The following is a 25,954-nucleotide window of genomic DNA, read 5'->3' on the forward strand; positions in this document are numbered from 1 at the left end:
GAATTCTTGACGCAGGGACACGGTGCTCTTCTCCATCCAGACCATGGGCTTCCTCCAAGGGCTTGCAACCCTTGAAAGCGTTACCCATGTCCTGGCACACCCGTTACCCATGTCCCCGGTCTATACACAAATGAAAAAGGGGCAGAACTTTCTGCCCCTTTGATTGTGCTTGCTTTTCAGCAACCACGTGTGATGGGCATCTCCACCGGCTTCGGGTTGAGGGCGTACTTGCCCAGCTCCAGCTTGGCGATCGCGTTGCGGTGCACCTCGTCCGGGCCGTCGGCAAAACGCAGGGTGCGGGCGTGGGCATAGCTGTAGGCCAGGGGGAAGTCCTGGCACATGCCGCCGCCGCCGTGCACCTGCATGGCCCAGTCGATCACCTGGCAGGCCATGCTGGGCGCCACGACCTTGATCATGGCGATCTCGTTCTTGGCGAACTTGTTGCCGGCCACGTCCATCATCCAGGCGGCCTTGAGCGTGAGCAGACGCGCCATGTCGATCTTGCAGCGTGCCTCGGCGATGCGCTCCTGCGTCACCGTCTGGGCCGCCACCGGCTTGCCGAAGGCCACGCGAGAGGAGGCGCGCTTGCACATGTACTCCAGCGCGCGCTCGGCCTGGCCGATCAGACGCATGCAATGGTGAATGCGCCCCGGGCCCAGGCGGCCCTGGGCGATCTCGAAACCGCGGCCTTCACCGAGCAGGATGCTGGAGGCCGGCACGCGCACGTTCTTGAAATCGATCTCCATATGACCGTGCGGTGCGTCGTCATAGCCCAGCACGCTCAGGGGGCGCATCACCGACACGCCGGACGTGTTGGCCGGCACCATCACCATGCTCTGCTGCGAATGGCGCGGCGCCTCCGGATCGGTCTTGCCCATGAGGATGTAGATCGCGCAGCGCGGATCGCCGGCGCCCGAAATCCACCACTTGCGGCCGTTGATCACGTACTCGTCGCCCTGGCGCTCGATGCGGGTGGCGATGTTGGTGGCATCACTCGAGGCCACGTCGGGTTCGGTCATGGCAAAGGCCGAGCGGATCTTCCCGGCCAGCAGGGGCTGCAGCCATTCCTTGCGGTGCTGCTCGGTGCCGTAGCGCGCGATGGTCTCCATATTGCCGGTGTCGGGCGCCGAGCAGTTGAAGACTTCGCTGGCCCAGTGCACACGGCCCATGATCTCGGCCAGGGGTGCGTATTCCTGATTGGTCAGGCCGGCGGCCTGGACCCCCGCGATCTCGGCGCTGTCTTTCGGGAGGAAGAGGTTCCACAGGCCCTGCTTCTGGGCCTCGATCTTGAGTTTTTCGATCAGTTGCAGCGGTGTCCAGCGCTTGCCGGCGGCGGTGTTGGCCTCCAGCTCTTCGTGCATGGCCTGTTCATTGGGGTAGATGTGGTCGTCCATGAACTTCAGCAGGCGGGCCTGGAAGTCCTTGGTTTTGGGCGAGTAGTCGAAGTCCATGCTTAGCTCCTGGGGGTGATGCGTTTCGTCGGGTTTCAGGCCTGCTGGGCGAACTGCCAGGCCATGGCGGCCATGGGGCGTGCGCCGGCTGCGGATTTCTGCGCCTGGGCGCTGGAGGCCGTGCCGTTCTCGACCCGCTTGGCAATGCCTTGCAGGATGGCGGCGATACGGAACATGTTGTAGGCCATGTAGAAATTCCAGTCGGCTTTCAAGGTGGCGGGTGTGGCCAGGCCGGTGCGCTCGCAGTAGAGGCGGATGTACTCTTCCTCAGACGGGATGCCCAGCGCCGCCAGGTCCAGACCGCCGATGCCGCGGAAGGCGCCCGGAGGGATGTGCCAGGCCATGCAGTGGTAGGCAAAGTCGGCCAGCGGATGGCCCAGGGTGGAGAGCTCCCAGTCCAGCACGGCGATCACGCGCGGCTCGCTGGCGTGGAACATCAGGTTGTCGAGCCGGTAGTCCCCGTGCACGATGCTGACCAGACTTTCATCGCGCGCGCTGGCGGGCAGGTGGGCGGGCAGCCAGTCGATCAGCTTTTCCATTTCCGGGATGGGCTGGGACAGGGCGCCGGCACCGTCGGCCGAGGCGCGGTACTGCTTGCTCCAGCGGCCGATCTGGCGTTCGACGTAGTGGCCTGGCTTCCCGTAGGCAGCCAGGCCACGTTCGGCGAATTTCACGGTGTGCAGCGCACTGATCACCCGGCTCATCTCCAGGTAGAGGGCGCGCCGGCCGGACGGGTCGAAGTCGGGCAGCGACTGTTCCCACAGGATGCGCCCGGGCATGAACTCCATGATGTAGAAGGCGCGGCCGATCACGGCCTCGTCCTCGCACAGGACGGACATCTGCGGCACCGGCACCGCGGTGCCGTGCAGGCCGCGCATCACCGCGTACTCGCGTTCGATGGCGTGGGCCGAGGGCAGCAGCTTGGCGACCGGGCCGGGCTTGGCGCGCATCACATAGCTGCGTGCCGGTGTGATGAGCTTGTAGGTCGGGTTGGACTGGCCGCCCTTGAAGGCTTCCACGGTCAGCGGACCGGCAAAATCCGGCAGGTTTTGGCCCAACCAGGTCTGCAGGGCAGCCACATCGAAGGCGTGGGCGGCGGAGACGGGGCGGGTGCCGACGTATTGCTGTTCGAGTTCGCTCATGGGTAGGGGCGGTTGGCCGTGTTCAATGGTCGGATTCGATGATGTGCATCAGCGCATCGCGGTTGCGCACCACCAGGCCGCCTGGTTCGATGCGGATGACTTCCTCGCGCTCCATGGCCTTGAGCTCCTGGTTCACGCGCTGGCGCGAGGCGCCCAGCAGCTGGGCCAGTTCCTCCTGCGCGAGCTGCAGGCCGATGCGCATCTCGCGGCTGTCGCTCAGCGAGGAGACGCCGTAGCTGCGCAGCAGGTGCAGCAGCTGCTTGGCCAGTCGCGCGCGCAGGGGCAGGGTGTTGAGGTCTTCGACCAGGCCGTAGAGCTGGCGGATGCGGCGCGCGTGCAGGCGCAGCAGGGCTTCGTAGAGCTCGACGTGGCTGGCGAGGATCTTCTTGAAATCGGCCTTGGCCACGCACAGGGTGGTCGTGTCGCCATGGGCATAGGCGTCGTGCGTGCGCCGGTCGCCGTCGAAGATGGCCACGTCGCCGAACCAGACGCCGGGTTCCACATAGGTGAGCGTGACCTGCTTGCCCGAGATCGAGATGGAGCTCACGCGCACGGCCCCCTTGGCGCAGGCGATCCATTCTTCGGGCGGTTCGCCCCGTGCCGCGAGAAGATCGCCGTCCTTGTGGCGTCGTACATAGGCATATCGCAGGATGTCGTGTCGCAGTGAGGGTGACAGGGTGGAAAACCAGCGCCCGGCATTGATGGCCGTGCGTTCCTCTATGGTAAGAATGGGATCGTCCATGGGCTGTCGTTTGGGTGACGGTGATCGTGTCTGATTGTCACCCCAGGAATGGACCGAACGCCAGAGGGTTGTCACCTGGGTGTCTGCCCGCAGACGGGCAGGGGCCGGGCAGGCCTATTCGTAGCTGGGCTTCTGCTTGGCCAGGAAGGAGGCGATGCCGCTGCCGGCGTTCGGGTGGTGCAGATTGCGCACAAAGTGCTTGCGCTCCTGCGCCAGCTGCTGGGTCAGACTGGCCTGGGGCGCTTCGTTGAGCAGCTCCTTGATGCTGGCCAGCACATTGGGCGCGCGTGCATTCAGGTTCTCGGCCAGGGCCAGGGCTGCGTTCATGGCCTGGCCCGGATCACAGACCCGGTTCACCAGGCCCAGCGCGTGCAGGCGTGGGGCCGACATACGCTCGCCGCCCATGAGCAGTTCGCTGACCAGCTGGCGTGGCAGGGCCTGCGCCAGGCCCCAGCTGGCGCCGCCGTCGGGCGAGAGGGCCACATTGCTGTAGGCCATCACGAACACGGCGTCGCTGGCGGCCACGATGAAATCGCAGGCCAGGGCCAGCGAGAAACCGGCGCCGGCCGCCGCGCCTTCCACGGCAGCGATCACGGGCTTGGGGAAGGTGCGGATGGCCTCTATCCAGTTGTGCAGACCTTCGATGCTCTCGGCCTGCACGGCCGGATCGAGCTGGCGGTTGGCCTGCAGGCGGTGCAGATCACCACCGGCGCAGAAGAGGGCGCCTTCGCCGGTGATGAGCACGCTGCGCACATCGGAATGGGTCTCGGCGACGCTCAAGGCTTCCACGCCGGCGGCATACATCTCGGGGCCCAGGGCATTGCGGTGGCCCGGGTTGGAAAGGGTCAGCACCATGGTGCGGCCCTGGCTGGTGCTCAGCAGTTGTGCGCTCATATGGATTCGAAAGCCTCCGCGCTACGCGCTACGGTCATCGCCTTGGGAACGGCCCGGCGGTCGATGGAGTGTCGCACGAAGTGTCAGTCTTCCTCGTGCAGCAGGGACAGGCCGATGGCGCCGCGCCGGCGCAACCAGGGGCTGGGGCGGTAACGCGGGTCGCCGTAGACGGTCTGCAGATTGAACAGCACTTCCAGCACATTGGTCGGGCCGTAGCGGTTGCCCATGGCCAGCGGGCCCATGGGGTAGCCCAGGCCCAGGACGACGGCCGTCTCCAGGTCGGCGGGTGAACAGATGCGCTGCTGGCAGATGTCGGCTGCGATATTGACGATGTTAGCCACCACACGCTGCGTGACAAAACCACCGCTGTCGCGGATCACGCTCACGGCTTTGCCGTCGCGCGCGAACAGGGCGTGGGCGGCGTCACGCATGTCGGTGCGTGTGGCGGGGTTGGTGGCCAGCACACGACGTTTCGTTGCGGCGTCCTCGATCAGCAGGTCGATGCCGACGGTGCGCGCGGGGTCCAGGCGCTCCACCACAGCCACCGTGGTCACGTCGAAGCCCAGCGGGGCAACGATGGTGAGCGCCGTACCCGAGGGCGACTGGCCGGTCTCGATCTTCGCGCCCAGGTCCTTGAGCAGTTGCAGCAGCTCGGCGCGACGGGCTGCACGCGGCGAAACCCAGACCGCCGGCATCTCGGTCACCTGCGGCGCCGGCAACTCGGGCGCGACCCGGGCCACGTTCTTCTCATAGCGGTAGAAGCCTGCGCCACTCTTGCGGCCCAGCACACCGCCGGCCTGGCGCTGCGCGGTGATGACGCTGGGACGGTAACGCGGCTCCTCGTAGTACTGGTGGTAGATCGATTCCATCACCGGGTGCGAGACGTCCAGGCCCGTCAGGTCCATCAGTTCGAAGGGGCCGAGCTTGAAGCCGGCCTGGTCGCGCAGGATGCGGTCGATGGTGGCGTAGTCGGCCACGCCTTCGCTGGCGATACGCAGCGCCTCGGTGCCGTATCCGCGGCCGGCATGGTTGACGATGAAGCCCGGTGTGTCCTGCGCTGTCACGGGTGTATGGCCCATCTGGCGCGCGTATTCCGAGAGTGCTGAGCAGACAGCCGGATCGGTCTTGAGGCCGGCAATCACCTCGACCACCTTCATCACCGGCACCGGGTTGAAGAAGTGGTAACCGGCCACGCGCTGCGGTGACTTCAGCTTGGCGGCAATGGCGGTGATGGAGAGCGAGGAGGTGTTGCTGGCCAGCACGGCGTTGGCGCCGACAATGCCTTCGAGCTCGGCAAAGAGCGCAGCCTTCACGTCCAGACGTTCCACGATGGCTTCCACCACCAGGTCGCAGCTGGCCAGGTCGTTCAGGCCGCTGGCGGCTCGCAGGCGTGTTTTGCAGGCGGTGGCGGCCGTTGCTTCCAGACGGCCTTTTTCCACCAGCTTGTCCCACTGCTCGCCCAGGGCCTGTTGCGCTGCGGCGATGGCCGCCGGTTGACTGTCGTAAAGGGTGACGGTGCTGCCAGCCTGGGCGGCGATCTGGGCAATGCCACGGCCCATGGCCCCGGTGCCGACGACGGCGATCTGTGCGTAGACGGGTTTCATGGCTGGAATTATCGCCCGGTCGTTTGCTCCTTCGGAGTCACCTGCCGGACTGTCCCGTCGCTTATCCTCTGCCAGACTGGAGGGGCAAACTCTCCCAACAAAAACTGAGGCGACACCATGACCCTGAAGCTATGCGGATTTTCGGCCAGCAACTATTACAACAAGGTCAAGTTGCAACTGATGGAAAAGGACATCCCCTTTGTGGAGGAGCTGGTCTGGACCGGCCATGGTGACAGCCTGCTGGTCGAGCGTTCGCCCATGGGCAAGGTGCCTTTTCTGGACACGCCGCAGGGCCCGATCTCCGAGTCCAGTGCCTGCGCCGAATACATCGAGGCGGTCTACCCACAAAACCCGCTGCTGCCTGCCGATCCCTATGCCGCAGCCAAGGTGCGTGAAATCATCCTCTACAGCGAACTGCACCTGGAACTGGTGGCGCGCAATCTCTACCCCGAGGCCTTCTTCGGTGGCAAGGTGTCCGACAGTCTGAAGGAGCGCACCCGCAAGCTGCTGGAGCGCGGTGTGCATGGTTTTGCCAAGCTGGCCAAGTTCGCGCCCTTCGTGGCAGGGCCTGAGTTCACGCTGGCCGATTGCGCGGCCGTGGCGCACCTGCCCCTGGTGTCGAGCGCCAGCAAGATCATCTATGGCGAGGACCTGCTGGCGGAGTTGCCGGTCCGCGAGTACCTGAAGATGATGAGCGCGCGGCCCACGCTGCAGAAGGTCAATGCCGATCGCAAGAGCAGCACCGAGCAGATGCTGGCGATGCGCGTGAAAAAACCCTAGTTCAGCGCTGGACCCTCAGCGCTTGCGGGTTGGCGATGTTGCTCGGCTGCCCCTTGATGAAATTCACCACGTTGTCGAAGGCCGTGCCGAAATAAAGTTCGTAGCTTTCCTGCTCGACATAACCGATATGCGGCGTGCAGATGCAGTTTTCCAGGCGCAGCAGGGCGTGGCCCTGCAGGATGGGCTCGGACTCGAACACATCGATCGCTGCCATGCCGGGGCGGCCGTGGTTGAGCGCGAGAATCAGCGCCTCGGGCTCCAGCAGTTCGGCGCGCGAGGTGTTGACCAGCAGGGAGGTGGGTTTCATCTGCGCCAGATCGGCGGCCTGAACGATGCCGCGCGTGGCATCGTTCAGGCGCAGGTGCAGGCTGAGCACATCGCTTTGCTGGAAGAATTCCTCGCGGCTGGCCGCGGCCTCGTAGCCATCCTGCAAGGCTTTCTCGCGCGAGGGCTCACGGCCCCAGATCAGCACGCGCATGCCGAAGACGCGACCGTAGCCGGCCAGCAACTGGCCGATCTTGCCGTAACCCCAGATGCCCAGGGTCTTGCCGCGCAGCACCGTGCCCAGACCGAAGTTGGGCGGCATGGCGGCCGACTTCAGGCCGGATTGCTGCCAGGCACCGTGCTTGAGGTTGCCGATGTACTGCGGCAGGCGACGCATGGCCGCCATGATGAGGGCCCAGGTCAGTTCGGCCGGGGCCACCGGTGAACCCGTGCCTTCGGCCACGGCGATGCCGCGCTCGGTGCAGGCGGTCAGGTCGATGTGGCTGCCGACACGACCCGTCTGGGCGATCAGCTTGAGGCGCGGCAGCTTGTCGACCAGCTGGCGGGTGATGGGCGTGCGTTCCCGGATCAGCACCAGCACGTCGGCATCACGCAAACGAACCGAGAGTTGGCCCAGGCCCTTGACGGTATTGGTGTAAATCTTGGGGGGATAGTCGGCCAGTTTGGCCGCGCAGTCCAGCTTGCGTACGACGTCCTGGTAGTCGTCCAGAATCACGATGTTCATGCCGCTATTGTGCCCTGCGGTCCGGGCCTTTCCGGACCCGGGCGGCGCGGGAAGCGGCCGGGGTATGGCGCTCAGGCAGCTTCGCAGGCAGCCAGGCGGTCCAGTTCGGCGCAGACGTCGGCCATGCGGCCGGAGATCACCATACGGCCGACCTGCGAGCGCGGCTGGCCGGCTTCCATGACACGCACCACACGCAAGGGGCGCTGCACCGGGCGGCTGTTGCGCACGATGGCGGCCGTTGCGTTGTTGCAGGGCAGCGCGGGCTTGCTGACGGCGGGGGAGGTCAGCCGGCGCAGCAGCTTGTGCAGGGGGGACCAGAGGGCGTAGCTGGCGGTCCAGGCGGAATTCATCGTTGACCTTTCAGGCGGGGTGCGCGCTCACATGAGCATGGTGTTGCGGATCAGGCCCACGGCCAGGCCCTCGATCTCGAAGGGGTCACCCGGTTCGACCACGATGGTCTGGTAGTCGGGGTTCTCGGGCAGCAGTTCGATCAGGTGCTTGTTGCGGCGGAAGCGTTTGACCGTGACTTCGTCACCCAGGCGGGCGACGACGATCTGGCCGTTCTTGGCGTCCTTGGTGGACTGCACGGCCAGCAGGTCGCCGTCCATGATGCCGGCGTCGCGCATGGACATGCCGCGCACCTTGAGCAGGTAGTCGGGCTTGCGCTGGAACAGCGAGCTCTCGACGTAGTAGGTCTGGTCCACATGTTCCTGCGCGAGAATGGGCGAACCGGCAGCGACGCGCCCGATCAGGGGCAGGGCCAGCTGGGACAGGTCCGGCATGGGCAGGGAGAATTGCTTGATGCGCGATTCGTTGATGGAGCGCAGCGCCTCGCCCTGCAGGCGGATGCCGCGCGAAGTGCCGCTGACCAGTTCGATCACGCCCTTGCGTGCCAGAGCCTGCAGGTGCTCCTCGGCCGCATTGGCCGACTTGAAGCCCAGTTCGGCGGCGATCTCGGCCCGTGTGGGCGGGGCGCCGGTGCGCGCAATGGCGCTCTGGATCAGGTCCAGAATCTGCTGCTGGCGGGCGGTCAGCTTGATCGGGTACTGCGGCAGGTCCATGGTCATGACTCCTGTGGGTTGGATGGCAAGACGGCACTGTCTTGATATCCAGTAACTGTATTTTTAACCAGTTTTTGAGGAATTGCAAGTGGGGTCCGGAAAAATAGTGGTTTTGGGGATGGGCGGCACCATCGCCGGCCTGGCTGCCAACGCGGCTGACAGCCGCAACTACGTGGCGGCGCAAAAGCCCGTGGGCGACTTGCTGGCCGGCTTGCCCGCACCTGCGGGTCATGAGTTGCTGAGCGAGCAGGTGGCCCAGATCGACAGCAAGGACATGGACCTGGTCGTCTGGCAGCAACTGCTGCGGCGTTGCGTCCACTGGCTGGCCCAGGCCGACGTGCGGGGCCTGGTCATCACCCACGGCACCGATACGCTGGAGGAGACGGCCTTTCTGCTGCAGACCCTGCTGGCGCCGCGCAAGCCGGTGGTGCTGACCTGCGCCATGCGGCCGGCCAACGCAGCGGACGCCGATGGTCCGCAGAATCTGCGCGATGCCTTGACGGTGGCCGCCACGGCGGACGCGCAAGGCGTGCTGGCGGTCTGCGCCGGCCGCGTCCTCGGTGCACAGGACGTGCAGAAGGTGCACAGCTCGCGGCTCGATGCCTTCAGCTCGGGCGAGGCCGGTGACATCGGGCGCGTGCACCAGGGGCGCGTTGACCGCCAGCGTGACTGGCCTGCACCGAATGCGTCCCAGACGGCGCTGCTGGACGCACTGCTGGCGGCCCCTGCGCTGCCCCGCGTCGAGATCCTGCTCAGCCATGCCGCGGCCTGCGGCGCCACGGTGGACGCGCTGGCGGATCCGGCCGTCGCCGTCCGCCATGGGGCTCCGCCGGTGCGCGGTCTGGTGCTGGCCGGCACCGGTGGCGGCTCCGTGCATCACAAACTGGTGGCCGCCCTGCGGCGTGCGCAGGCGGCCGGCGTGCGCGTGCTGCGCAGCACGCGCTGTGCCGATGGCTTTCTGCAGCCCCGGCCTGGCGACGAATTCCCCGTGGCGGCGGGCCTGAGCCCTGTCAAGGCGCGACTGGCGCTGATGCTCGAACTCCTGCGCTGAGAGGCGGCCCCGCGTCATGTTCAGCGCCTTGCTCTCCAGTGCCTGGGCCTACCCGGCCCTCGAAGTCATGTACCTCAGCGGCATTGCGTTGCTGATCGGCAACCTCGTGCGCTGGCAGAACCCGCATGCCGAGTTGGTGCTGGAGCTGCAGTCCCCCTTGACGCTGCCGTCCGATCTGGCGCAGACCGCACCGGTCGATGGCAAGGCCCTGCTGGCCCGGGCCCAGCTGCCGCGTCGCAAGGACAGTCGCTGGGAAATCGAACTGGCGCCGCTCACCCGCATGCAGGCCTGGAACGTGACCCCGCTCAAGGTGGGCGACGCCATGGGCGTGCTGGGCTTCACCTTCCACGAAGAAAAGGGCGAGGCCATCCTGCGCGCCGAGTACCTGTTCGTGGGACGCCGCGTCTACGGCCTGCGCTCCAGTCCGGCCTGAACCGGCACGATCAGCGCGGCCCGCAGCTGCCGGCATGGCGAGTCGGGGTGAATACAGTCGCAGATTATGATCCGTGACCATGCGCAGCGAAGCGCTTTCTTGCCACAATAGAAATGTACTACGGTTGCCGGCATGTTCCACCTGATCGACCAAATCGCTACCCTGACCGATCAACGTGATCGTGTGGCGCTCGATAGGGCGCTGGTGCGTGTGCTGACGGAACTGCTCGAACCGGTCAGCATGACCCTGTACATGGTCATGCACGACGCCAATGATCAGCGGTGGCTGCCCCAGATCGTGCTGCGGCGCGGGAACGCGGTGGAGGTCAACGATCCCATGCATGCCGATTTCCGGCTGTTGGAGCGAATCGAAAACGACACGCCGCGCCAGCGCTGCCTGGAGGTCAACCTGCCGGTCGTTGAACAGGCCGAGGGCCTGGACGGAGACTGCCTCACCTGCCTGCCGCTGTTCGCTGGTCATGACATGGGGGAGACGGGGGCGATCGAGATCCGCTCGATCGCGCGACTCGATCCCCTGGCGCTGGCCAGCATCGAGCGGGTGCTGCGGATCTACCGCAACATGCACAGCATGTTCATGTACAGCGAACGCGATGCGCTGACCGGCTTGCTCAACCGCAAGTCCTTTGAGGAGACCTTCTACCGGTCCCTGCGGGAGGATCAGGCGGCCGATGCCGTAGTAGACGCGGGGGCTCAGTCGGACGCTCATCTCCAGCGCCGGCGGGTCAGGCTTGGTGAGCAGTTCTGGCTGGCCATGATCGATGTGGACCATTTCAAACAGGTCAACGATCAATTCGGCCATCAGATCGGCGACGAGGTGCTCATTCTGGTGGGGCGCATCCTCAAGACCACCTTTCGCGGCTATGACCGCGTCTACCGCTTTGGCGGCGAGGAGTTCGTCGTTCTGCTGCGTTGTCCGGACCATGCGGCCGCCCTGCTCACGGTCGAGCGCTTCAGGCGGAAGATGGAGCAGTACCGGTTTCCACAGGTCGGGAACATCACGGCGAGCGTGGGGCTGAGCAGCATCGGAGCCTCAGACGCGCCGGACGTGGTCTGCAACCGGGCTGACCAGGCGGTGTATTACGCCAAGCGCCATGGCCGTAACCGGGTGTGCAGCTACGACGACCTCGTGCAGCAGGGCCTGTTGCGCGAGGATGTGCGTGACGGCGGCGTCGAGCTGTTCTGAGATACGGCCGCAGACTGAAAAAGGCCGCATCTGCGGCCTTTGTGCCTAGTCTGGGAACGGGTTCAGCTGGACAGGGCCTGCAGCGCACGCGCGGTGATGTCCTCCACGCTGCCCATGCCGCTGATGGCGCGGTACCTGGGGGCGGCGGCCGGTTCCTGCTGGGCCCAGCTGCTGTAGTAGTCCACCAGCGGGCGGGTCTGGGCGCTGTAGACGTCCAGGCGTTTTTTGACGGTCTCTTCCTTGTCGTCGTCACGCTGCACCAGCGCTTCGCCGGTCACGTCGTCCTTGCCGGCCACCTTGGGCGGATTGAACTTGACATGGTAGGTGCGGCCCGAGGCCGGATGCGAACGCCGACCGCTCATGCGCTCGATGATGGCTTCGAAAGGCACGTCGATTTCCAGCACGTAGTCCAGCTTCACGCCGGCCGCCTTCATGGCGTCGGCCTGGGGGATGGTGCGCGGGAATCCGTCGAACAGAAAGCCCTTGGCGCAGTCCGGCTGGGCAATGCGTTCCTTGACCAGGTTGATGATCAGATCGTCACTGACCAGGGCGCCCGACTCCATCACGGCCTTGGCTTTCAGGCCCAGCGGGGTGCCGGCTTTCACGGCGGCGCGCAACATGTCGCCGGTGGAGATTTGCGGGATGCCGTATTTCTGGCAGATAAAGGCGGCTTGCGTGCCCTTGCCGGCGCCAGGTGCGCCCAACAGGATCAGTCTCATGGATACCCTCGGATGTTTTGCTGTTCTTAGCCAGCGACAGCACCATGGCGGTGCATGTCAGCTGCATGACTGAGGCGAGGATAGCATGCCGGAACCTGAATGAAACTTACAGATTCCGTGGGACCGTTTTCATCCCGGACCAGCGATCCTCGGATTGTTTCAGGCGGCAAACAGCCGGCGTACGCGCACCAGGTCCTCGGGGGTGTCCACGCCGGCGCCCGGGGCCTGCGGCGTCACGTGCACGACGATGCGGTGGCCGTGCCACATGGCGCGCAGTTGCTCCAGGGCCTCGCTCACCTCGATCGGGGCCTGCGGCAACTTGGGGAACTGGCGCAGGAAACCCGCACGGTAGCCATAGATGCCGATGTGACGCAGCGGTGCCGGATCGGGCCGGGACGTCACGCCCTGGGTGAAGCCGTCGGCACGCCCCCCGGTGGACTTGGGCTGATCCCGCCAGTGCGGGATGGGTGCACGGCTGAAGTACAGGGCCAGGTCGCGTGCATCGAGCACCACCTTGACCACGTTGGGGTTCACGAAATCAGCCACCTCATGGATGGGGTGGGCGGCCGTGCTCATGCTGGTCTCGGGGCGCTGGCGCAGCAGTTCGGCCACGGCCGAGACCAGTGCGGGGTCGATCAGGGGTTCGTCGCCCTGCACATTCACGACCAGGGCGTCGTCGGGCAAGCCCAGCAGGTCACAGGCCTCGGCCAGGCGGTCGCTGCCGCTGGGATGGTCGACGCGCGTGAGCACGGCTTCGACGCCATGTCGCGCGCAGGCCTGCAGGATGTCGGGGCTGTCGCCCGCGACCACCACGCGCGTGCCTGCCGGCATGCCGCTGCTGACACGCTGGGCCACGCGCACGATCATGGGCAGGCCGGCGATGTCGGCCAGGGGTTTGTTGGGCAGACGGGTCGAGGCCAGCCGTGCCGGGATCAGGACGGTGAAGGACATGGCTTCAGAGTCCGAGTTCTTCGTCGCTTAGCGTGCGCGCCTCGTTTTCCAGCAGCACCGGGATGCCGTCGCGGATCGGGTAGGCCAGGCGCGCGCTGCGCGAGCTCAGTTCCTGCTTCTCGCGGTCGTATTGGAGCGGGCCCTTGGTCACGGGGCAGACCAGCAGTTCAAGGAGTCGGGTGTCCATGGGTCGATGATAGCTGTGTCGCTTCGAGCAGACGGTCCAGCGCCGCGTAAAAAGCCGGCTCGGGCGCGAAGTTCAGTGGCACTGCCAGCGCATCGGGGTGGTGAGCCCAGAGCTTGAGGGCGTCCTTCTCCGTGCACAGCAGGGTGTAATCCCGGTCGAGCGGGCGTTGCCAGCCGGCGTAGTCGTCGTGGTCGGGGCGGGCCACGGTGAGCGACAGCGGCAGACCCAGGGCCTGCAGCATGTCGAAGAATGCCTGGGGCCGGGCTGTGCCGGCGACGGCCAGCAGGGGGCGACCGTCCTGCGCCAGGGCCACCAGGTCCACGCGGCTGCCATCACTGCGCACCGCCTGTGCGGCCAGGGCGCGCCGCGCGTTGTAGCCGGTAAAAGCTGGCCGGCTGCCGGTGTGCAGCACCAGGTCCACATAACGCGGCCAGGGCTCGCGCAGCGGGCCGGCCGGCAGCAGAAAACCATTGCCGACGCCGCGGTCGTCGAAGACGCAGATCTCGATGTCGCGCGCCAGGGCGTAGTGCTGCAGGCCGTCGTCACTGAGCAGCAGGTCGGTCTGTGGGTAGGCTTGCAGGAGGGCGCGCGCGGCTTCGATGCGGCGTGTCGCCACGAAGACCGGCACGCCGGTGTTGCGGTGGATCAGCGCTGGCTCGTCCCCCACATCGTGCACGGGACTGTCGGCGCGCACTTCGCGGCAGTCATGGGTACGGCGACCGTAACCACGCGAAATCACGCCTGGGTGCAGGCCGCGCGACTGCAGGTGTCTGACCAGAGCCATCACCACAGGTGTCTTGCCCGCACCGCCCACCACGACGTTGCCGACAATGATGACGGGCACCGGCAGCAGGTTCCGGCGCAGAAAGCCGCTGAGGTAGAGGCCCTGGCGCAGGCGCACCAGCAGGCCCATGAGCAGGGACAGCGGCCACAGCGCCCAAGACAGCGGGCCGCGCCGCTGCCAGCTGTCGATGAGGGTGCGTTGCCAGGGCGGCTGGGAGGGGCTGGCCATGGCCTTTAGCGACCGCCTGCCTGCGCCGAGGACTGGGTGGCAAAGGTGATCTGCGTCAGGCCGGCGCGCCGCGCCGCCTCCATCACCGTGACGACGGACTGGTGGCGCGCGCTGGCGTCGGCGCTGATGATGACCACGGTGTCCTTGCCGGCCTTGGCAGCCTGCAGCAGGGCGGCGACCACGGCTTCCACGCTGCGGCCTTCGACGGCCGCGCGGTTCACCGCGTAGTTGCCTTCGCTGCTGACCGCCACGATGACTTCCTTGGGGTAGTCGCGTTGGGCGTCGGTGTCAGCCACCGGCAGGCGCAGCTGCATTTCGGTGAACTTGCTGTAGGTCGTGGATAGCATCAGGAAGATCAGGATCACCAGCAGCACGTCGATGAAGGGGATCAGATTGATCTCCGGTTCCTCGCGGCTGGGGCGGCGGAAATGCAGCTTCATGAGGGTGCGCGCAGCGTGGCCAGGTGTTGCAGCAGGCGCTCGCCGGCCTGTTCCAGGATCAGCAGGTACTCATCGACGCGCGCGCGGAAGTAGCGCCAGAAGATCAGGGCCGGGATGGCGATGATCAGGCCAAAAGCCGTGTTGTACAGGGCGATCGAGATGCCGTGGGCCAGCTGGGCCGGGTTGCCCCCGGTGGCACCTCCGGCAGGGGCCTGAGAGCCGAAGATCTCGATCATGCCGATCACGGTGCCGAACAGGCCCATGAGCGGGGCCACCGAGGCGATGGTGGCCAGGGCGCTGAGGTAGCGCTCCAGGCGGTGGGTCACGACACGGCCGCTGCTTTCCAGTGCGTTGCGCAATTCCTCGTCGCTGCTGCTGGGCTTGGCCTGCAGGGCCTGCAGGCCGCTGGCCAGCACCTCACCCAGGGCCGAGTTCTTCTCGAGTTGGGCGATGACTTCGGGTGCGGGCAGCGCAGCGCTGGAGGCCTTGAGCACTTCGTCCAGCAGTTGGGGGGGCGCGACCTTGGCGGTCTTGAGGCTCAGGAAGCGTTCGATGATCAGGGCCAGCCCCAGGATGGAACAGATGATCAGGGGCCAGATCGGCCAACCAGCGGCTTGTATGATGGAAAACAAAGGGATCCTCCACGCGAAAGTGCGTTGCGATTATGACCGAGGCGGATGCGCCTACCCCGCTGCGCGGCCGGCACGGGGCACAGGCAGGCAGGTAGCCCACAGTTCGTGTGGATAACTTTGTGCAGAAGTGTTGGGTAGCTGTTCCGAAGCGCCTGTTCATGCGTGTTTGCGACAGAACGATGACAAAAAAGGCAGATAAAAATCCAATGAAATCAATGACTTGCACGGAAAAATCAGGCTTGGAGGCGAGTGCCGCCCTGTCCTGTCAGCCGTCCACCTCTTGTGGAGTAGTCCGACGCAGCCACCCCGGCGCGAGCCGCATGTTTGCTCATGTCTGAATTCGAAAACCCAGTTGGCACGCCGCGCATCTGGCAGGTTGGCGCGCTGTGCCGCGCCATTGCTGATGCCCTGGAGTCACGCTTCAATCCGGTCGCGGTGCGCGGCGAGATTTCGGGCTTCAACCGGGCTCCCAGCGGGCATTGTTACTTTGGGCTGAAGGACGAAAGTGGCCAGATTCGCTGTGCCATGTTCCGTCGCACAGCCGGTCTGCTGGACTTCGCGCCGCGCGACGGCGAACTGGTGGAAGTGCGCGGTCGTTTGGGTGTCTATGAACCGCGCGGCGATCTGCAGCTCATCGTGGAGTCCATGTCCCGCGCCGGCCAGGGGGCGCTGTTCGAGCAGTTCCTCAAGCTCAAGGCCAGGCTGGAAGCCGAGGGCCTGTTCGACGCGGCGCGCAAGCGGGAACTGCCCGCCAGGCCGCGCGGCATCGGCCTGGTGACCTCGCTGGGTGCGGCTGCCCTGCACGACGTGGTCACGGCCCTGCAACGGCGCGTGCCGCACATCCCGGTTTTCCTGGCGCCCGCATCGGTGCAGGGCGCGGCAGCGCCGGCCGAACTGGTGGCGGCGCTGCAGCAGCTTTATGGTCTGGCGGAGCAGGGTAGCCCTGCGCTGGACGTCATCCTGCTGGTGCGTGGCGGCGGCTCCATGGAAGACCTCTGGGCCTTCAACGACGAGCGGCTGGCCCGTACCCTGGCGCAAAGCCCGGTGCCGGTGGTCAGCGGCGTGGGCCACGAAACCGATTTCACAATTGCCGATTTCGTCGCCGACCTGCGGTCCCCCACACCCACGGCGGCAGCCGAGCTGGTGGCCGAGGCTCGCAGCGTCGGGCTGGGAGCCCTGGACCAGTTGCTGGGACGCCTGCAGGAGACGCTGCAGCGGCTGCTGGACCGCCAGAGCCAGCGCCTGGATCTGGCCGCCAGCCGGCTGGGCCGGCCCTCGGGCCTGGTGGCCCGTCAGCAGCAGTCACTTTCGGCCCAGGCCCAGCGTCTGCGTTACGCGACCACCCATGTTCTGAGTCAGCGTCAGCGCGAGCTGCAACAATGGCGCAAGGCCTGGCCGCAGTCCGTGCAGCGCGGGCTGCAGACCCAGCAACTGCAACTGGAGCGCGCCAGCCTGCGCCTGCAACTGCTGGACCCGTCCCTGGTGCTGCAACGCGGTTATGCCTGGGTCAGCAATGAACGCCATGAGGCGGTGACCCGCGCGCGGGAGCTGGCGCCGGGGCAGGCCCTGCATCTGCACTTCGCCCAGGGCCGGGCGGATGTGAGCGTCACGGCCGTGCAGGAAAAGGAATAGGCCGGGCCATCCCGAGGAAAAAGGGCCGCATCAAGCGGCCCTTTTTGTTCCTGCGGCCCGGGGATCAGAGGCCGCCGTTTTGCTGGGCGACCATGCAGAACAGCATGGGGATGGAGAGCATGGTGTTGAAGCGCGAGGTCAGCATGGCCAGGCGGGCAGCCTTGGCTTTTTCGGCGGCTTCCACCGTCACGATGCCCAGGGCCTTCTTCTGGTTCGGCCAGATGATGAACCAGACATTGAAGGCCATGACCAGGGCCAGCCACATGCCGATGCCGATGGCCGTGAAGGGCTTCTGCAGCATCAGCGCGGAGCCGATGTAGCCGCTCATGGTTGCCAGCAGCAGGCCTGTGACCACGGTGGCCAGGGCGGACCAGCGGAACCAGAAGAGCGCGGTCGGGGCGATCACCTTGCTCACCGCCGGTTTCTGCTCGTCCGGGATCTTGGGCATCGAGGGAATCTGAACGAAATTGAAATACCAGAGCAGGCCGACCCACATCACGCCGCACAGGACGTGCAGCCAGCGCATCACGAAGGTGGCCCAGGCGTGGCTGGGGCTCACATTGCCGCCGGCCACCAGCACCAGCACCACCAGCAGCAGCACGCCGGCCAGTACGGTCCGGCCCAGGGATTGGAAGATTGCACCCATGGTTGTCTCCTTTTGTTGATTCAAATCAAGAGCGATTATGGCTGAAGGATCACTCGCGTGGGTTGCCGTTGTGTCTTTCCGGCCACCTTGCCGCGGGCAAGGTGGATCCGACCGTCTCGCCCGGGCTGAAGCGCCAGTTCTTACAATCGGCGCCTTTGGCTTTTCAACAACAACCCATCGAGGACTTCATGGAACACACCCTGCCCCCCCTGCCTTATGCCACCGACGCCCTGGCACCACATTACTCCAGGGAAACCCTGGAGCTCCATCACGGCAAGCACCACAATGCCTATGTGGTGAACCTGAACAATCTGCAAAAGGGCACCGAATTCGAAAGCATGGACCTGGAGTCCATCGTCAAGAAGTCCAGCGGCGGCATCTACAACAATGCGGCCCAGATCTGGAACCACACCTTCTTCTGGAACGGCATGAAACCCGGCGGCGGTGGCGAGCCCGGCGGCGCCCTGGCCCAGGCCATCACGGTCAAGTGGGGCAGCTACGCGGCCTTCAAGGAAGCCTTCGTGAAGTCCGCCGTGGGCAACTTCGGTTCCGGCTGGACCTGGCTGGTCAAGAGGGCTGACGGCTCGGTCGACATCGTCAACACGGGCGCTGCCGGCACCCCGCTGACCACGGCTGACAAGGCCCTGCTGACCGTGGACGTGTGGGAACACGCCTACTACATCGACTATCGCAATCTGCGCCAGAAGTTCGTCGAGACCTTTTTCGACAAGCTGGTCAACTGGTCTTTCGCCGAGAAGAATTTCGGCTGAGTCCTGCTGTGATCGTCAAGGGCCCGGTGGGTGACCGCCGGGCCCTTTTTGTTTGCGTCGCGGGGCCGGAACTGTCATGCTGTGCGGCAGGCGCAGGGGTGGTCAGGAGTCTTTTATCTTCTATAAGACCTCTTCTATAAGACTGATCGTAAAAATTTTTGCTTTTTCTTGATAAAAATTCCACATCGTGAGATTTTGATTCAAAAACAGGGGTGCAGGTCAGCACACAGAAAGCAAAATCTCCCACCATCCGAAGCTTGTTCATCGGCCCACCCGGCCGACGCCGCACCGGTAACGTTATCTGGAGATACGCAATGAGCAACCAGCAATCCACCATCATCTACACGCTGACCGACGAAGCCCCGCTGTTGGCGACCAGCTCCTTCCTGCCCATCATTCGCACCTTCGCTGCGCCGGCCGGTGTCAACGTGGCCACCAGCGACATCTCGGTGGCCGGCCGTATCCTGGGCCAGTTCCCCGAATACCTGAGCGAGGCGCAGCGCGTGCCCGATACCCTGGCCGAGCTGGGCAGGCTCACGCTCAAGCCAGAGGCCAACATCATCAAGCTGCCCAACATCAGTGCCTCCGTGGCCCAGCTGATGGCTGCCATCAAGGAGCTGCAGGCCCAGGGCTACAAGATCCCGGACTACCCGGATAACCCGAAGACCGAGGAAGAAAAAGCCATCAAGGCACGTTATGCCAAATGCACCGGCAGCGCGGTGAATCCGGTGCTGCGCGAGGGCAATTCCGACCGTCGTGCTCCGCGGGCCGTCAAGGAATACGCGCGCAAGAACCCGCATACCATGGCCGAGTGGAGCCAGGCTTCGCGCACTCACGTCTCGCACATGCACCACGGCGACTTCTACCATGGCGAGAAGTCGATCACGCTGGACAAGGCGCGCGACGTGAAGATGGAGCTGATCACCAAGAGCGGCAAGACCATCGTGCTCAAGTCCAAGGTCGCGTTGCTGGAGCGCGAGATCATCGACAGCATGTTCATGAGCAAGAAGGCGCTGCTGGCCTTCTACGAAAAGGAGATCGAGGACGCGCACAAGACCGGCGTGATGTTCTCGCTGCACGTCAAGGCGACCATGATGAAGGTGTCGCACCCCATCGTCTTCGGCCACTGCGTGAAGATCTTCTACCGCGACGCGTTTGCCAAGCACGGCAAGCTGTTCGACGAGCTGGGCGTGAACGTGAACAACGGCATGATCGATCTCTACAACAAGATCGCCACGCTGCCGCAGTCCAAGCAGGAAGAGATCAAGCGCGACCTGCACGCTTGCCACGAACACCGCCCCGAGCTGGCCATGGTGGATTCCGCCAAGGGCATCACCAACTTCCACTCGCCCAACGACGTGATCGTGGACGCCTCCATGCCGGCCATGATCCGCGCCGGCGGCAAGATGTACGGTGCCGACGGCCGTTTGAAGGACGTCAAGGCCGTGATCCCCGAGAGCACCTTTGCCCGCATCTACCAGGAGATCATCAACTTCTGCAAGTGGCACGGCAACTTTGATCCCAAGACCATGGGCACGGTGCCCAACGTGGGCCTGATGGCCCAGCAGGCCGAGGAATACGGCTCGCACGACAAGACCTTCGAGATCCCCGAGGACGGCGTCGCCAACATCACAGACCTGGCCACCGGCGAGGTGCTGATGAGCCAGAACGTCGAGCAGGGTGACATCTGGCGCATGTGTCAGGTGAAGGACGCCGCCATCCGCGACTGGGTCAAGCTGGCCGTCACGCGCGCCCGCAACTCGGGCATGCCGGTGGTGTTCTGGCTCGACGCCTACCGTCCGCACGAGGCACAGCTGATCACCAAGGTCAAGATGTACCTGCACGAACACGATACCGCAGGCCTGGACATTCAGATCATGTCCCAGGTGCGTGCCATGCGTTACACGCTGGAGCGCGTGATCCGTGGCCTGGACACCATCTCGGCCACCGGCAACATCCTGCGCGACTACCTGACCGATCTCTTCCCCATCATGGAGCTCGGCACCAGCGCCAAGATGCTGTCCATCGTCCCGCTGATGGCCGGCGGCGGCATGTACGAAACCGGTGCCGGCGGCTCCGCGCCCAAGCACGTGCAGCAACTGGTGGAGGAAAACCACCTGCGCTGGGATTCCCTGGGTGAATTCCTGGCGCTGGCGGTGTCACTGGAGGATCTGGGCATCAAGACCGGAAACGCCAAGGCCAAGATCCTGGCCAAGACCCTGGATGCTGCCACCGGCAAGCTGTTGGACAACAACAAGAACCCGTCGCCGAAGACGGGGCAGCTGGACAACCGTGGCAGCCAGTTCTATCTGGCCATGTACTGGGCCCAGGAACTGGCGGCGCAAACCGAAGACAAGGCCCTGGCGACGCAGTTCGCTGCGTTGGCCAAGCAACTGAGCGACAACGAGCAGACCATCGTGGCCGAACTGGCCGCCGTGCAGGGCAAGCCGGCCGACATCGGCGGGTACTACAAGCCTGATTTCGCCAAGCTCGACACCGTGATGCGTCCGAGCAAGACGCTGAACGCCGCGCTGGCGTCGGTCAAGGTTTAAGCCGGACCGATCAACAGCAGAGTCGCAGAGGCGGCAGCCGTGAGGCGATCAGGATGGAGCCATCCTGATCGCCTTTCTTTTGGGACCGGCGTGAGTGGAAAACCTCCGCGCCGGTGGATCAGGGGCGGCGTTCGAAGGGCTGGCCGCCCAGCTTGCTGCCCGCCTTGAGCCCGCGCTTGGCGAACCAGCCCCGGTTCATCTCCAGCACATAGCGCACGGGCTGGGTGGAGCAGTGGGAGTTCGTGGTCTGCGGTTTCATGTCGGCAAGGTTGACGATGGTGCCGTCGTCGGCCACGAAGGCGGCGGTCAGCGGCAGCAGGGTGTTCTTCATCCAGAAGCACTGGGGGGACGGTTGCTCGAAGACGAACAGCATGCCCTCGCTGGTGGGCATCTCCTTGCGGAACATGAGGCCTGTGGCACGCTGCTCATTCGTGGCAGCCACTTGGGCGTGGATCAGGTGCATGCCGACCGAGAGCGTGACACGTGGGAGATTGAGTTGAGGCGAATCCTGTGCCCAGCCCAGCGCCGGCAGGGCGAAGAGCAGGAAGGACAGGCGTAGGAACAGACGGTTCATGGCGGGTCGTGAGAACTGTGAGCCTGGAGATTGTCTGTCATTCTCGGATCGGGGGTGCGGGCTGGCGCCTTGGACCTTGGAAATAGAGACTAGAATTTATCGACAAGTTCAATCCGACGTGCGCCTGCGGAAAACCCGGGTCGGCACCGTCTGTCTATGCATCCCTCACGGAGTCCCGCTTCCATGTACCAGCACATCCAGGTGCCAACCCTAGGCCAGAAAATCACCGTCAACGCCGACATGTCGCTCCATGTGCCGGACCAGCCCATCATTCCGTATATCGAGGGGGATGGCACGGGGCTGGACATCACGCCGGTGATGCTGCGGGTGGTCGATGCCGCCGTGGAGAAAGCCTATGGCGGCCGGCGCAAGATCCACTGGATGGAGGTCTATGCCGGCGAGAAGGCGACCCGGATCTACGGCCCCGACGTCTGGCTGCCGCAGGAAACCCTGGACGTGGTGCGTGAGTACGTGGTGTCCATCAAGGGTCCGCTGACCACGCCCGTGGGTGGCGGCATCCGCTCGCTCAATGTGGCCTTGCGCCAGGAACTGGACCTGTACGTCTGCTTGCGTCCGGTGCAGTACTTCAAGGGTGTGCCTTCTCCGCTCAAGGAGCCCGAGAAGACCAATATGGTGATCTTCCGCGAGAACTCTGAGGATATCTACGCCGGTATCGAGTACGAAGCCGAGTCCGCGCAAGCCCGAAAACTCATCAAGTTCCTGATCGATGAGATGGGGGTCAAGAAGATCCGTTTTCCCGAGACCTCGGGCCTCGGCGTCAAGCCGGTGTCCATCGAGGGCACCGAGCGTCTGATGCGCAAGGCCATCCAGTACGCCATCGACAACCACAAGCCCAATGTGACCATCGTGCACAAGGGCAATATCATGAAGTTCACCGAGGGGGGCTTCCGTGACTGGGCCTATGGACTGGCCCAGAAGGAGTTCGCAGCCGAGCTGATCGACGGTGGCCCCTGGTGCAAGGTCAGGCATCCGAAAACCGGCAAGGACATCGTCATCAAGGATGTCATTGCCGACGCCTTCCTGCAGCAGATCCTGCTGCGTCCCGCCGAATACAGCGTGGTGGCCACGCTCAACCTCAATGGCGACTACATCTCCGACGCGCTGGCGGCCCAGGTCGGCGGTATCGGCATCGCGCCTGGCGCCAATCTGTCCGACACCGTGGCCATGTTCGAAGCCACCCACGGTACGGCGCCGAAGTATGCCGGCAAGGACTATGTGAACCCGGGTTCCGAGATCCTGTCGGCCGAGATGATGCTGCGTCATATGGGCTGGAAGGAAGCCGCCGACCTCATCATCCGCTCGCTCGAGCAGTCCATCCTGAGCAAGCGGGTGACCTACGACTTTGCCCGTCTGATGGAAGGCGCCACCCAGGTCAGCTGCTCTGGTTTCGGCCAGGTCATGATCGACCATATGTGATCCGCACTCAGACGGTGCAGCCTGCCCTGTAATGCATCAGAAGCCGGCCTCGCTCGATTGTGGCCGGGTGGTTTTTTCAAAACAGGCCTTCAGCCGGGCTTGAAGACCGGCCAGGCCGCCTCCAATTCAACCCCATGCGGGGCATGCCTGTGGTGTGCTCGATAGAATCAATCCATGGCCACCCAACCCCCAGCCAAAGCGCCAGCGCCTCCCGTCCGGCAACCTCACAAGGACGACGGCGGGTCGGTGGTGCTTGAGCGACGCACGCAGAAGGTCAAACCACCCCAGATGTACCAGGTGGTCATGCTCAACGACGATTACACCCCCATGGAGTTCGTGGTGGTCGTGATCCAGGAGTTTTTCAGCAAGGATCTGGAGGCCGCCACCCAGATCATGCTCAAGATCCACCTGGACGGCAAAGGCGTCTGCGGTGTCTATACCAAGGACGTGGCGGCCACCAAGGTGGACCAGGTGCTGGAGGCAGCGCACAGGGCGGGGCATCCCTTGCAGTGCCTGAGCGAGCCCGTGGAGTAGAGAAACAAAGAAGTCAAGTAAGCAGGGAAAAGTTACTTTTCTTTGGGGCTGGAACTGTTGGACAGTCAGGCGAATCGGATTAAAGTAGATTTGTAAGCAAGGCAAAAGGAAGTCACATGATTGCCCAGGAATTGGAAGTCAGCCTTCACATGGCGTTTGTCGAGGCGCGTCAGCAACGCCATGAGTTCATCACCGTGGAGCATCTGCTGCTGGCCTTGCTCGATAACCCCAGTGCCGCCGAGGTGCTGCGCGCCTGCGCGGCCAATATCGACGACCTGCGCAAGTCGCTGGCCAACTTCATCAAGGACAACACCCCCCAGGTGGCCGGTACCGACGATGTCGATACCCAGCCCACCCTGGGTTTCCAGCGCGTGATCCAGCGCGCCATCATGCACGTGCAATCCACGGGCAGCGGCAAGAAGGAAGTCACCGGTGCCAACGTGCTGGTGGCCATCTTCGGCGAGAAGGATTCGCATGCCGTCTATTACCTGCACCAGCAGGGTGTGACCCGCCTGGACGTGGTCAACTTCATAGCCCACGGCATCAAGAAAAGCGATCCGCCGGAGGCCGGCAAGCCCAGCGAAAGTTCGGGCGAGGCCGAGGAGGGCGCCGCCGCCGAGAAGGGCGACAGCAAGGCCTCGCCGCTGGAGCAGTACACGCAGAACCTGAACCAGGCCGCCAAGGAAGGCAAGATCGATCCGCTGATCGGCCGCGAGTACGAGGTCGAACGCGTGATTCAGATCCTGTGTCGCCGCCGCAAGAACAATCCCCTGCTCGTCGGAGAGGCCGGTGTGGGCAAGACAGCCATTGCCGAGGGCCTGGCCTGGCGCATCGTGCAGGGTGACGTGCCCGAGATCCTGGCTGAAGGGAGTGTCTACTCGCTGGACATGGGCGCGCTGCTGGCCGGCACCAAGTACCGCGGTGACTTCGAACAGCGCCTCAAGGGTGTGCTCAAGTCCCTCAAGGACAAACCCAACGCCATCCTGTTCATCGACGAGATCCACACCCTGATCGGCGCCGGTGCGGCCTCGGGCGGCACGCTGGACGCGTCCAATCTGCTCAAACCCGCGCTCTCCAGCGGCCAGCTCAAGTGCATCGGCGCGACCACCTTCACCGAATACCGCGGCATCTTCGAGAAGGACGCAGCGCTGAGCCGTCGCTTCCAGAAGGTCGATGTGGTCGAGCCCAGCGTGCAGGAGACCATCGACATCCTCAAGGGCCTGAAGTCGCGCTTCGAGGAGCATCACAACGTCAAGTACGCCAATGCGGCGCTGCAGGCGGCGGCCGAGCTCTCGGCCAAGTACATCAACGACCGCCATCTGCCCGACAAGGCCATCGACGTGATCGACGAGGCCGGCGCCGCCCAGCGCATCCTCACGCCGTCCAAGCGCAAGAAGACTATCGGCAAGGCCGAGGTCGAGGAGATCGTGGCCAAGATCGCGCGCATTCCCCCGGCCAACGTGTCCAACGACGACCGCAGCAAGCTGCAGACCATCGAGCGTGACTTGAAGAGCGTGGTGTTCGGCCAGGACAGGGCGCTGGAGGTGCTGGCGGCAGCCGTCAAGATGGCGCGTTCCGGCCTGGGGCGTGCCGACAAACCGATCGGCTCCTTCCTCTTCAGCGGCCCGACCGGTGTGGGCAAGACCGAAGCGGCCAAGCAGCTGGCCTACATCATGGGCATCGAGTTGATCCGTTTCGACATGTCGGAGTACATGGAACGCCATGCCGTGAGCCGCCTGATTGGCGCGCCGCCCGGTTATGTGGGTTTCGACCAGGGCGGCCTGCTGACCGAGGCCGTGACCAAGAAGCCGCACGCGGTGCTGCTGCTCGACGAAATCGAGAAGGCGCATCCGGACATCTTCAACGTGCTGCTGCAGGTCATGGACCACGGCACGCTGACCGACAACAACGGGCGCAAGGCCGACTTCCGCAACGTCATCATCATCATGACGACGAACGCGGGTGCCGAGACCATGAACAAGTCGACCATAGGCTTCACCAACCCGCGCCAGTCCGGCGACGAGATGGGTGACATCAAGCGCCTATTCACGCCTGAGTTCCGCAACCGCCTGGACGCCATGGTCAGCTTCAAGGCGCTGGACGAAAACATCATCCTGCGCGTGGTCGACAAGTTCCTGCTGCAGCTCGAGACCCAGCTGGCCGAGAAGAAGGTGGAGGTCACCTTCACCGACAAGCTGCGCAAGCACCTCGCCAAGAAGGGCTTCGACCCGCTCATGGGCGCTCGCCCCATGCAGCGGCTCATCCAGGACACGATCCGTCGCGCGCTGGCCGACGAGCTGCTCTTTGGTCGCCTGACCGAGGGCGGCCGCCTGACGGTGGACCTGGACGACAAGGACGAGAGCAAGACCGAAGTCCTGCTCGATATCCAGCCCCTGCCCAAGAAGGAAGGCAAGGCCAAGCCCGAAGAGGCGACGACCGATTGACCCGCGCCTGCTGCGTCACAAAAAAGCCGGCCCGTGGGCCGGCTTTTTCATGCC

At 64.7% G+C, this 25,954-nt stretch carries 26 protein-coding genes; 10 read left to right on the forward strand and 16 right to left on the reverse strand.

All coding sequences use genetic code 11. The annotated features are described in order from the left end of the window. Positions 1 to 176: 176 nt before the first annotated feature. From ACYVH8_RS09960 to ACYVH8_RS09980, 5 genes are all read right to left on the reverse strand, one after another. Positions 177 to 1,451: an acyl-CoA dehydrogenase family protein gene (locus ACYVH8_RS09960; RefSeq protein ID WP_460488704.1), complete on the reverse strand. Its 1,275-nt coding sequence runs from the start codon at positions 1,449 to 1,451 to the stop codon at positions 177 to 179. Between the two features lie 35 nt (positions 1,452 to 1,486). After that, positions 1,487 to 2,593, reverse strand: coding sequence for a phosphotransferase (locus ACYVH8_RS09965; RefSeq protein ID WP_460488705.1), 1,107 nt, complete (start codon positions 2,591 to 2,593; stop codon positions 1,487 to 1,489). A 22-nt stretch (positions 2,594 to 2,615) separates the two neighbouring features. Continuing rightward, positions 2,616 to 3,335: a Crp/Fnr family transcriptional regulator gene (locus ACYVH8_RS09970; protein WP_460488706.1), complete on the reverse strand. Its 720-nt coding sequence runs from the start codon at positions 3,333 to 3,335 to the stop codon at positions 2,616 to 2,618. A gap of 114 nt (positions 3,336 to 3,449) precedes the next feature. Continuing rightward, positions 3,450 to 4,229: an oxepin-CoA hydrolase, alternative type gene (locus tag ACYVH8_RS09975; protein WP_460488707.1), complete on the reverse strand. Its 780-nt coding sequence runs from the start codon at positions 4,227 to 4,229 to the stop codon at positions 3,450 to 3,452. Between the two features lie 83 nt (positions 4,230 to 4,312). Beyond that, positions 4,313 to 5,833, reverse strand: coding sequence for a 3-hydroxyacyl-CoA dehydrogenase (locus tag ACYVH8_RS09980; RefSeq protein WP_460488708.1), 1,521 nt, complete (start codon positions 5,831 to 5,833; stop codon positions 4,313 to 4,315). A gap of 117 nt (positions 5,834 to 5,950) precedes the next feature. Between ACYVH8_RS09980 and ACYVH8_RS09985 the strand changes: the two genes are divergently transcribed. Continuing rightward, a complete protein-coding gene (locus ACYVH8_RS09985) occupies positions 5,951 to 6,613 on the forward strand; it encodes a glutathione S-transferase (protein WP_460488709.1) in 663 nt (220 codons plus the stop codon). A 1-nt stretch (position 6,614) separates the two neighbouring features. Here ACYVH8_RS09985 and ACYVH8_RS09990 read toward each other — a convergent pair whose 3' ends face one another. From ACYVH8_RS09990 to lexA, 3 genes are all read right to left on the reverse strand, one after another. Then, entirely contained in the window at positions 6,615 to 7,622 is a 1,008-nt protein-coding gene (locus tag ACYVH8_RS09990) for a D-2-hydroxyacid dehydrogenase family protein (RefSeq protein WP_460488710.1), read from the reverse strand. Positions 7,623 to 7,693: 71 nt separating this feature from the next. After that, complete coding sequence (locus ACYVH8_RS09995) at positions 7,694 to 7,972, reverse strand: hypothetical protein (RefSeq protein WP_460488711.1); 279 nt, start codon at positions 7,970 to 7,972, stop codon at positions 7,694 to 7,696. Positions 7,973 to 7,999: 27 nt separating this feature from the next. Continuing rightward, positions 8,000 to 8,683, reverse strand: coding sequence for a transcriptional repressor LexA (lexA, locus tag ACYVH8_RS10000; RefSeq protein WP_460488712.1), 684 nt, complete (start codon positions 8,681 to 8,683; stop codon positions 8,000 to 8,002). A gap of 106 nt (positions 8,684 to 8,789) precedes the next feature. Between lexA and ACYVH8_RS10005 the strand changes: the two genes are divergently transcribed. The 3 genes from ACYVH8_RS10005 to ACYVH8_RS10015 all read left to right on the forward strand — a co-directional run bounded on the left by ACYVH8_RS10005 (position 8,790) and on the right by ACYVH8_RS10015 (position 11,370). After that, on the forward strand, positions 8,790 to 9,734 hold the full coding sequence (locus ACYVH8_RS10005; RefSeq protein WP_460488713.1) for an asparaginase: 945 nt from the start codon (positions 8,790 to 8,792) through the stop codon (positions 9,732 to 9,734). A gap of 16 nt (positions 9,735 to 9,750) precedes the next feature. Continuing rightward, positions 9,751 to 10,167 carry a DUF6152 family protein gene (locus ACYVH8_RS10010; RefSeq protein WP_460488714.1) on the forward strand — a complete coding sequence of 139 codons (417 nt, stop codon included), beginning with the start codon at positions 9,751 to 9,753 and terminating at the stop codon, positions 10,165 to 10,167. Positions 10,168 to 10,299: 132 nt separating this feature from the next. Then, on the forward strand, positions 10,300 to 11,370 hold the full coding sequence (locus ACYVH8_RS10015) for a GGDEF domain-containing protein (RefSeq protein WP_460488715.1): 1,071 nt from the start codon (positions 10,300 to 10,302) through the stop codon (positions 11,368 to 11,370). 62 nt (positions 11,371 to 11,432) lie between these two features. On the opposite strand, the gene adk is transcribed toward ACYVH8_RS10015, so the two are convergent. The 6 genes from adk to ACYVH8_RS10045 form a co-directional block, all read right to left on the reverse strand. Beyond that, positions 11,433 to 12,089 (reverse strand): adenylate kinase, encoded by a 657-nt coding sequence (gene adk, locus ACYVH8_RS10020; protein ID WP_460488716.1) that lies wholly within the window; start codon positions 12,087 to 12,089, stop codon positions 11,433 to 11,435. 159 nt (positions 12,090 to 12,248) lie between these two features. Continuing rightward, positions 12,249 to 13,040, reverse strand: coding sequence for a 3-deoxy-manno-octulosonate cytidylyltransferase (gene kdsB / locus ACYVH8_RS10025; protein WP_460488717.1), 792 nt, complete (start codon positions 13,038 to 13,040; stop codon positions 12,249 to 12,251). A gap of 4 nt (positions 13,041 to 13,044) precedes the next feature. After that, the gene (locus ACYVH8_RS10030) at positions 13,045 to 13,227 is read right to left on the reverse strand and encodes a Trm112 family protein (protein ID WP_460488718.1); all 183 of its coding nucleotides are present in this window, start codon (positions 13,225 to 13,227) and stop codon (positions 13,045 to 13,047) included. After that, positions 13,208 to 14,239: a tetraacyldisaccharide 4'-kinase gene (gene lpxK / locus ACYVH8_RS10035; protein WP_460488719.1), complete on the reverse strand. Its 1,032-nt coding sequence runs from the start codon at positions 14,237 to 14,239 to the stop codon at positions 13,208 to 13,210. The genes ACYVH8_RS10030 and lpxK overlap by 20 nt, the downstream gene beginning before the upstream one ends. Positions 14,240 to 14,244: 5 nt before the next feature. Beyond that, entirely contained in the window at positions 14,245 to 14,679 is a 435-nt protein-coding gene (locus tag ACYVH8_RS10040) for an ExbD/TolR family protein (protein ID WP_460488720.1), read from the reverse strand. Further along, positions 14,676 to 15,311, reverse strand: a complete 636-nt coding sequence (locus ACYVH8_RS10045; protein WP_460488721.1) for a MotA/TolQ/ExbB proton channel family protein — start codon at positions 15,309 to 15,311, stop codon at positions 14,676 to 14,678. The genes ACYVH8_RS10040 and ACYVH8_RS10045 overlap by 4 nt, the downstream gene beginning before the upstream one ends. Positions 15,312 to 15,641: 330 nt before the next feature. On the opposite strand from ACYVH8_RS10045, the gene xseA reads away from it, so the two are divergent. Continuing rightward, positions 15,642 to 16,943 (forward strand): exodeoxyribonuclease VII large subunit, encoded by a 1,302-nt coding sequence (gene xseA / locus ACYVH8_RS10050; protein WP_460488722.1) that lies wholly within the window; start codon positions 15,642 to 15,644, stop codon positions 16,941 to 16,943. Between the two features lie 64 nt (positions 16,944 to 17,007). Here the strand turns inward: xseA and ACYVH8_RS10055 are convergent, their stop codons facing one another. Next, positions 17,008 to 17,589 (reverse strand): urate hydroxylase PuuD, encoded by a 582-nt coding sequence (locus ACYVH8_RS10055; RefSeq protein ID WP_460488723.1) that lies wholly within the window; start codon positions 17,587 to 17,589, stop codon positions 17,008 to 17,010. Positions 17,590 to 17,777: 188 nt separating this feature from the next. Between ACYVH8_RS10055 and ACYVH8_RS10060 the strand changes: the two genes are divergently transcribed. Both ACYVH8_RS10060 and ACYVH8_RS10065 read left to right on the forward strand, forming a co-directional pair. Continuing rightward, the gene (locus tag ACYVH8_RS10060) at positions 17,778 to 18,359 is read left to right on the forward strand and encodes a superoxide dismutase (protein ID WP_460488724.1); all 582 of its coding nucleotides are present in this window, start codon (positions 17,778 to 17,780) and stop codon (positions 18,357 to 18,359) included. A 314-nt stretch (positions 18,360 to 18,673) separates the two neighbouring features. Then, positions 18,674 to 20,911, forward strand: a complete 2,238-nt coding sequence (locus ACYVH8_RS10065) for an NADP-dependent isocitrate dehydrogenase (RefSeq protein ID WP_460488725.1) — start codon at positions 18,674 to 18,676, stop codon at positions 20,909 to 20,911. 118 nt (positions 20,912 to 21,029) lie between these two features. Here ACYVH8_RS10065 and ACYVH8_RS10070 read toward each other — a convergent pair whose 3' ends face one another. Next, positions 21,030 to 21,485 carry a DUF192 domain-containing protein gene (locus ACYVH8_RS10070; RefSeq protein ID WP_460488726.1) on the reverse strand — a complete coding sequence of 152 codons (456 nt, stop codon included), beginning with the start codon at positions 21,483 to 21,485 and terminating at the stop codon, positions 21,030 to 21,032. 183 nt (positions 21,486 to 21,668) lie between these two features. Between ACYVH8_RS10070 and icd the strand changes: the two genes are divergently transcribed. The 3 genes from icd to clpA all read left to right on the forward strand — a co-directional run bounded on the left by icd (position 21,669) and on the right by clpA (position 25,900). Next, entirely contained in the window at positions 21,669 to 22,922 is a 1,254-nt protein-coding gene (icd, locus tag ACYVH8_RS10075) for an NADP-dependent isocitrate dehydrogenase (RefSeq protein ID WP_460488727.1), read from the forward strand. Between the two features lie 174 nt (positions 22,923 to 23,096). Next, entirely contained in the window at positions 23,097 to 23,456 is a 360-nt protein-coding gene (gene clpS / locus ACYVH8_RS10080; protein ID WP_460488728.1) for an ATP-dependent Clp protease adapter ClpS, read from the forward strand. Between the two features lie 116 nt (positions 23,457 to 23,572). Further along, positions 23,573 to 25,900: an ATP-dependent Clp protease ATP-binding subunit ClpA gene (gene clpA, locus ACYVH8_RS10085; protein WP_460488729.1), complete on the forward strand. Its 2,328-nt coding sequence runs from the start codon at positions 23,573 to 23,575 to the stop codon at positions 25,898 to 25,900. Positions 25,901 to 25,954: the final 54 nt, after the last annotated feature.

This window comes from Curvibacter fontanus, assembly GCF_054780335.1.

Coding starts and splice junctions, on each gene's coding strand:
- ACYVH8_RS09960 (WP_460488704.1), bottom strand. CDS start 1,451: ATGGACTTCGACTACTCGCCCAAAACCAAGGACTTCCAGGCCCGCCTG.
- ACYVH8_RS09965 (WP_460488705.1), bottom strand. CDS start 2,593: ATGAGCGAACTCGAACAGCAATACGTCGGCACCCGCCCCGTCTCCGCC.
- ACYVH8_RS09970 (WP_460488706.1), bottom strand. CDS start 3,335: ATGGACGATCCCATTCTTACCATAGAGGAACGCACGGCCATCAATGCC.
- ACYVH8_RS09975 (WP_460488707.1), bottom strand. CDS start 4,229: ATGAGCGCACAACTGCTGAGCACCAGCCAGGGCCGCACCATGGTGCTG.
- ACYVH8_RS09980 (WP_460488708.1), bottom strand. CDS start 5,833: ATGAAACCCGTCTACGCACAGATCGCCGTCGTCGGCACCGGGGCCATG.
- ACYVH8_RS09985 (WP_460488709.1), top strand. CDS start 5,951: ATGACCCTGAAGCTATGCGGATTTTCGGCCAGCAACTATTACAACAAG.
- ACYVH8_RS09990 (WP_460488710.1), bottom strand. CDS start 7,622: ATGAACATCGTGATTCTGGACGACTACCAGGACGTCGTACGCAAGCTG.
- ACYVH8_RS09995 (WP_460488711.1), bottom strand. CDS start 7,972: ATGAATTCCGCCTGGACCGCCAGCTACGCCCTCTGGTCCCCCCTGCAC.
- lexA (WP_460488712.1), bottom strand. CDS start 8,683: ATGGACCTGCCGCAGTACCCGATCAAGCTGACCGCCCGCCAGCAGCAG.
- ACYVH8_RS10010 (WP_460488714.1), top strand. CDS start 9,751: ATGTTCAGCGCCTTGCTCTCCAGTGCCTGGGCCTACCCGGCCCTCGAA.
- ACYVH8_RS10015 (WP_460488715.1), top strand. CDS start 10,300: ATGTTCCACCTGATCGACCAAATCGCTACCCTGACCGATCAACGTGAT.
- adk (WP_460488716.1), bottom strand. CDS start 12,089: ATGAGACTGATCCTGTTGGGCGCACCTGGCGCCGGCAAGGGCACGCAA.
- kdsB (WP_460488717.1), bottom strand. CDS start 13,040: ATGTCCTTCACCGTCCTGATCCCGGCACGGCTGGCCTCGACCCGTCTG.
- ACYVH8_RS10030 (WP_460488718.1), bottom strand. CDS start 13,227: ATGGACACCCGACTCCTTGAACTGCTGGTCTGCCCCGTGACCAAGGGC.
- lpxK (WP_460488719.1), bottom strand. CDS start 14,239: ATGGCCAGCCCCTCCCAGCCGCCCTGGCAACGCACCCTCATCGACAGC.
- ACYVH8_RS10040 (WP_460488720.1), bottom strand. CDS start 14,679: ATGAAGCTGCATTTCCGCCGCCCCAGCCGCGAGGAACCGGAGATCAAT.
- xseA (WP_460488722.1), top strand. CDS start 15,642: ATGTCTGAATTCGAAAACCCAGTTGGCACGCCGCGCATCTGGCAGGTT.
- ACYVH8_RS10055 (WP_460488723.1), bottom strand. CDS start 17,589: ATGGGTGCAATCTTCCAATCCCTGGGCCGGACCGTACTGGCCGGCGTG.
- ACYVH8_RS10060 (WP_460488724.1), top strand. CDS start 17,778: ATGGAACACACCCTGCCCCCCCTGCCTTATGCCACCGACGCCCTGGCA.
- ACYVH8_RS10065 (WP_460488725.1), top strand. CDS start 18,674: ATGAGCAACCAGCAATCCACCATCATCTACACGCTGACCGACGAAGCC.
- ACYVH8_RS10070 (WP_460488726.1), bottom strand. CDS start 21,485: ATGAACCGTCTGTTCCTACGCCTGTCCTTCCTGCTCTTCGCCCTGCCG.
- icd (WP_460488727.1), top strand. CDS start 21,669: ATGTACCAGCACATCCAGGTGCCAACCCTAGGCCAGAAAATCACCGTC.
- clpS (WP_460488728.1), top strand. CDS start 23,097: ATGGCCACCCAACCCCCAGCCAAAGCGCCAGCGCCTCCCGTCCGGCAA.
- clpA (WP_460488729.1), top strand. CDS start 23,573: ATGATTGCCCAGGAATTGGAAGTCAGCCTTCACATGGCGTTTGTCGAG.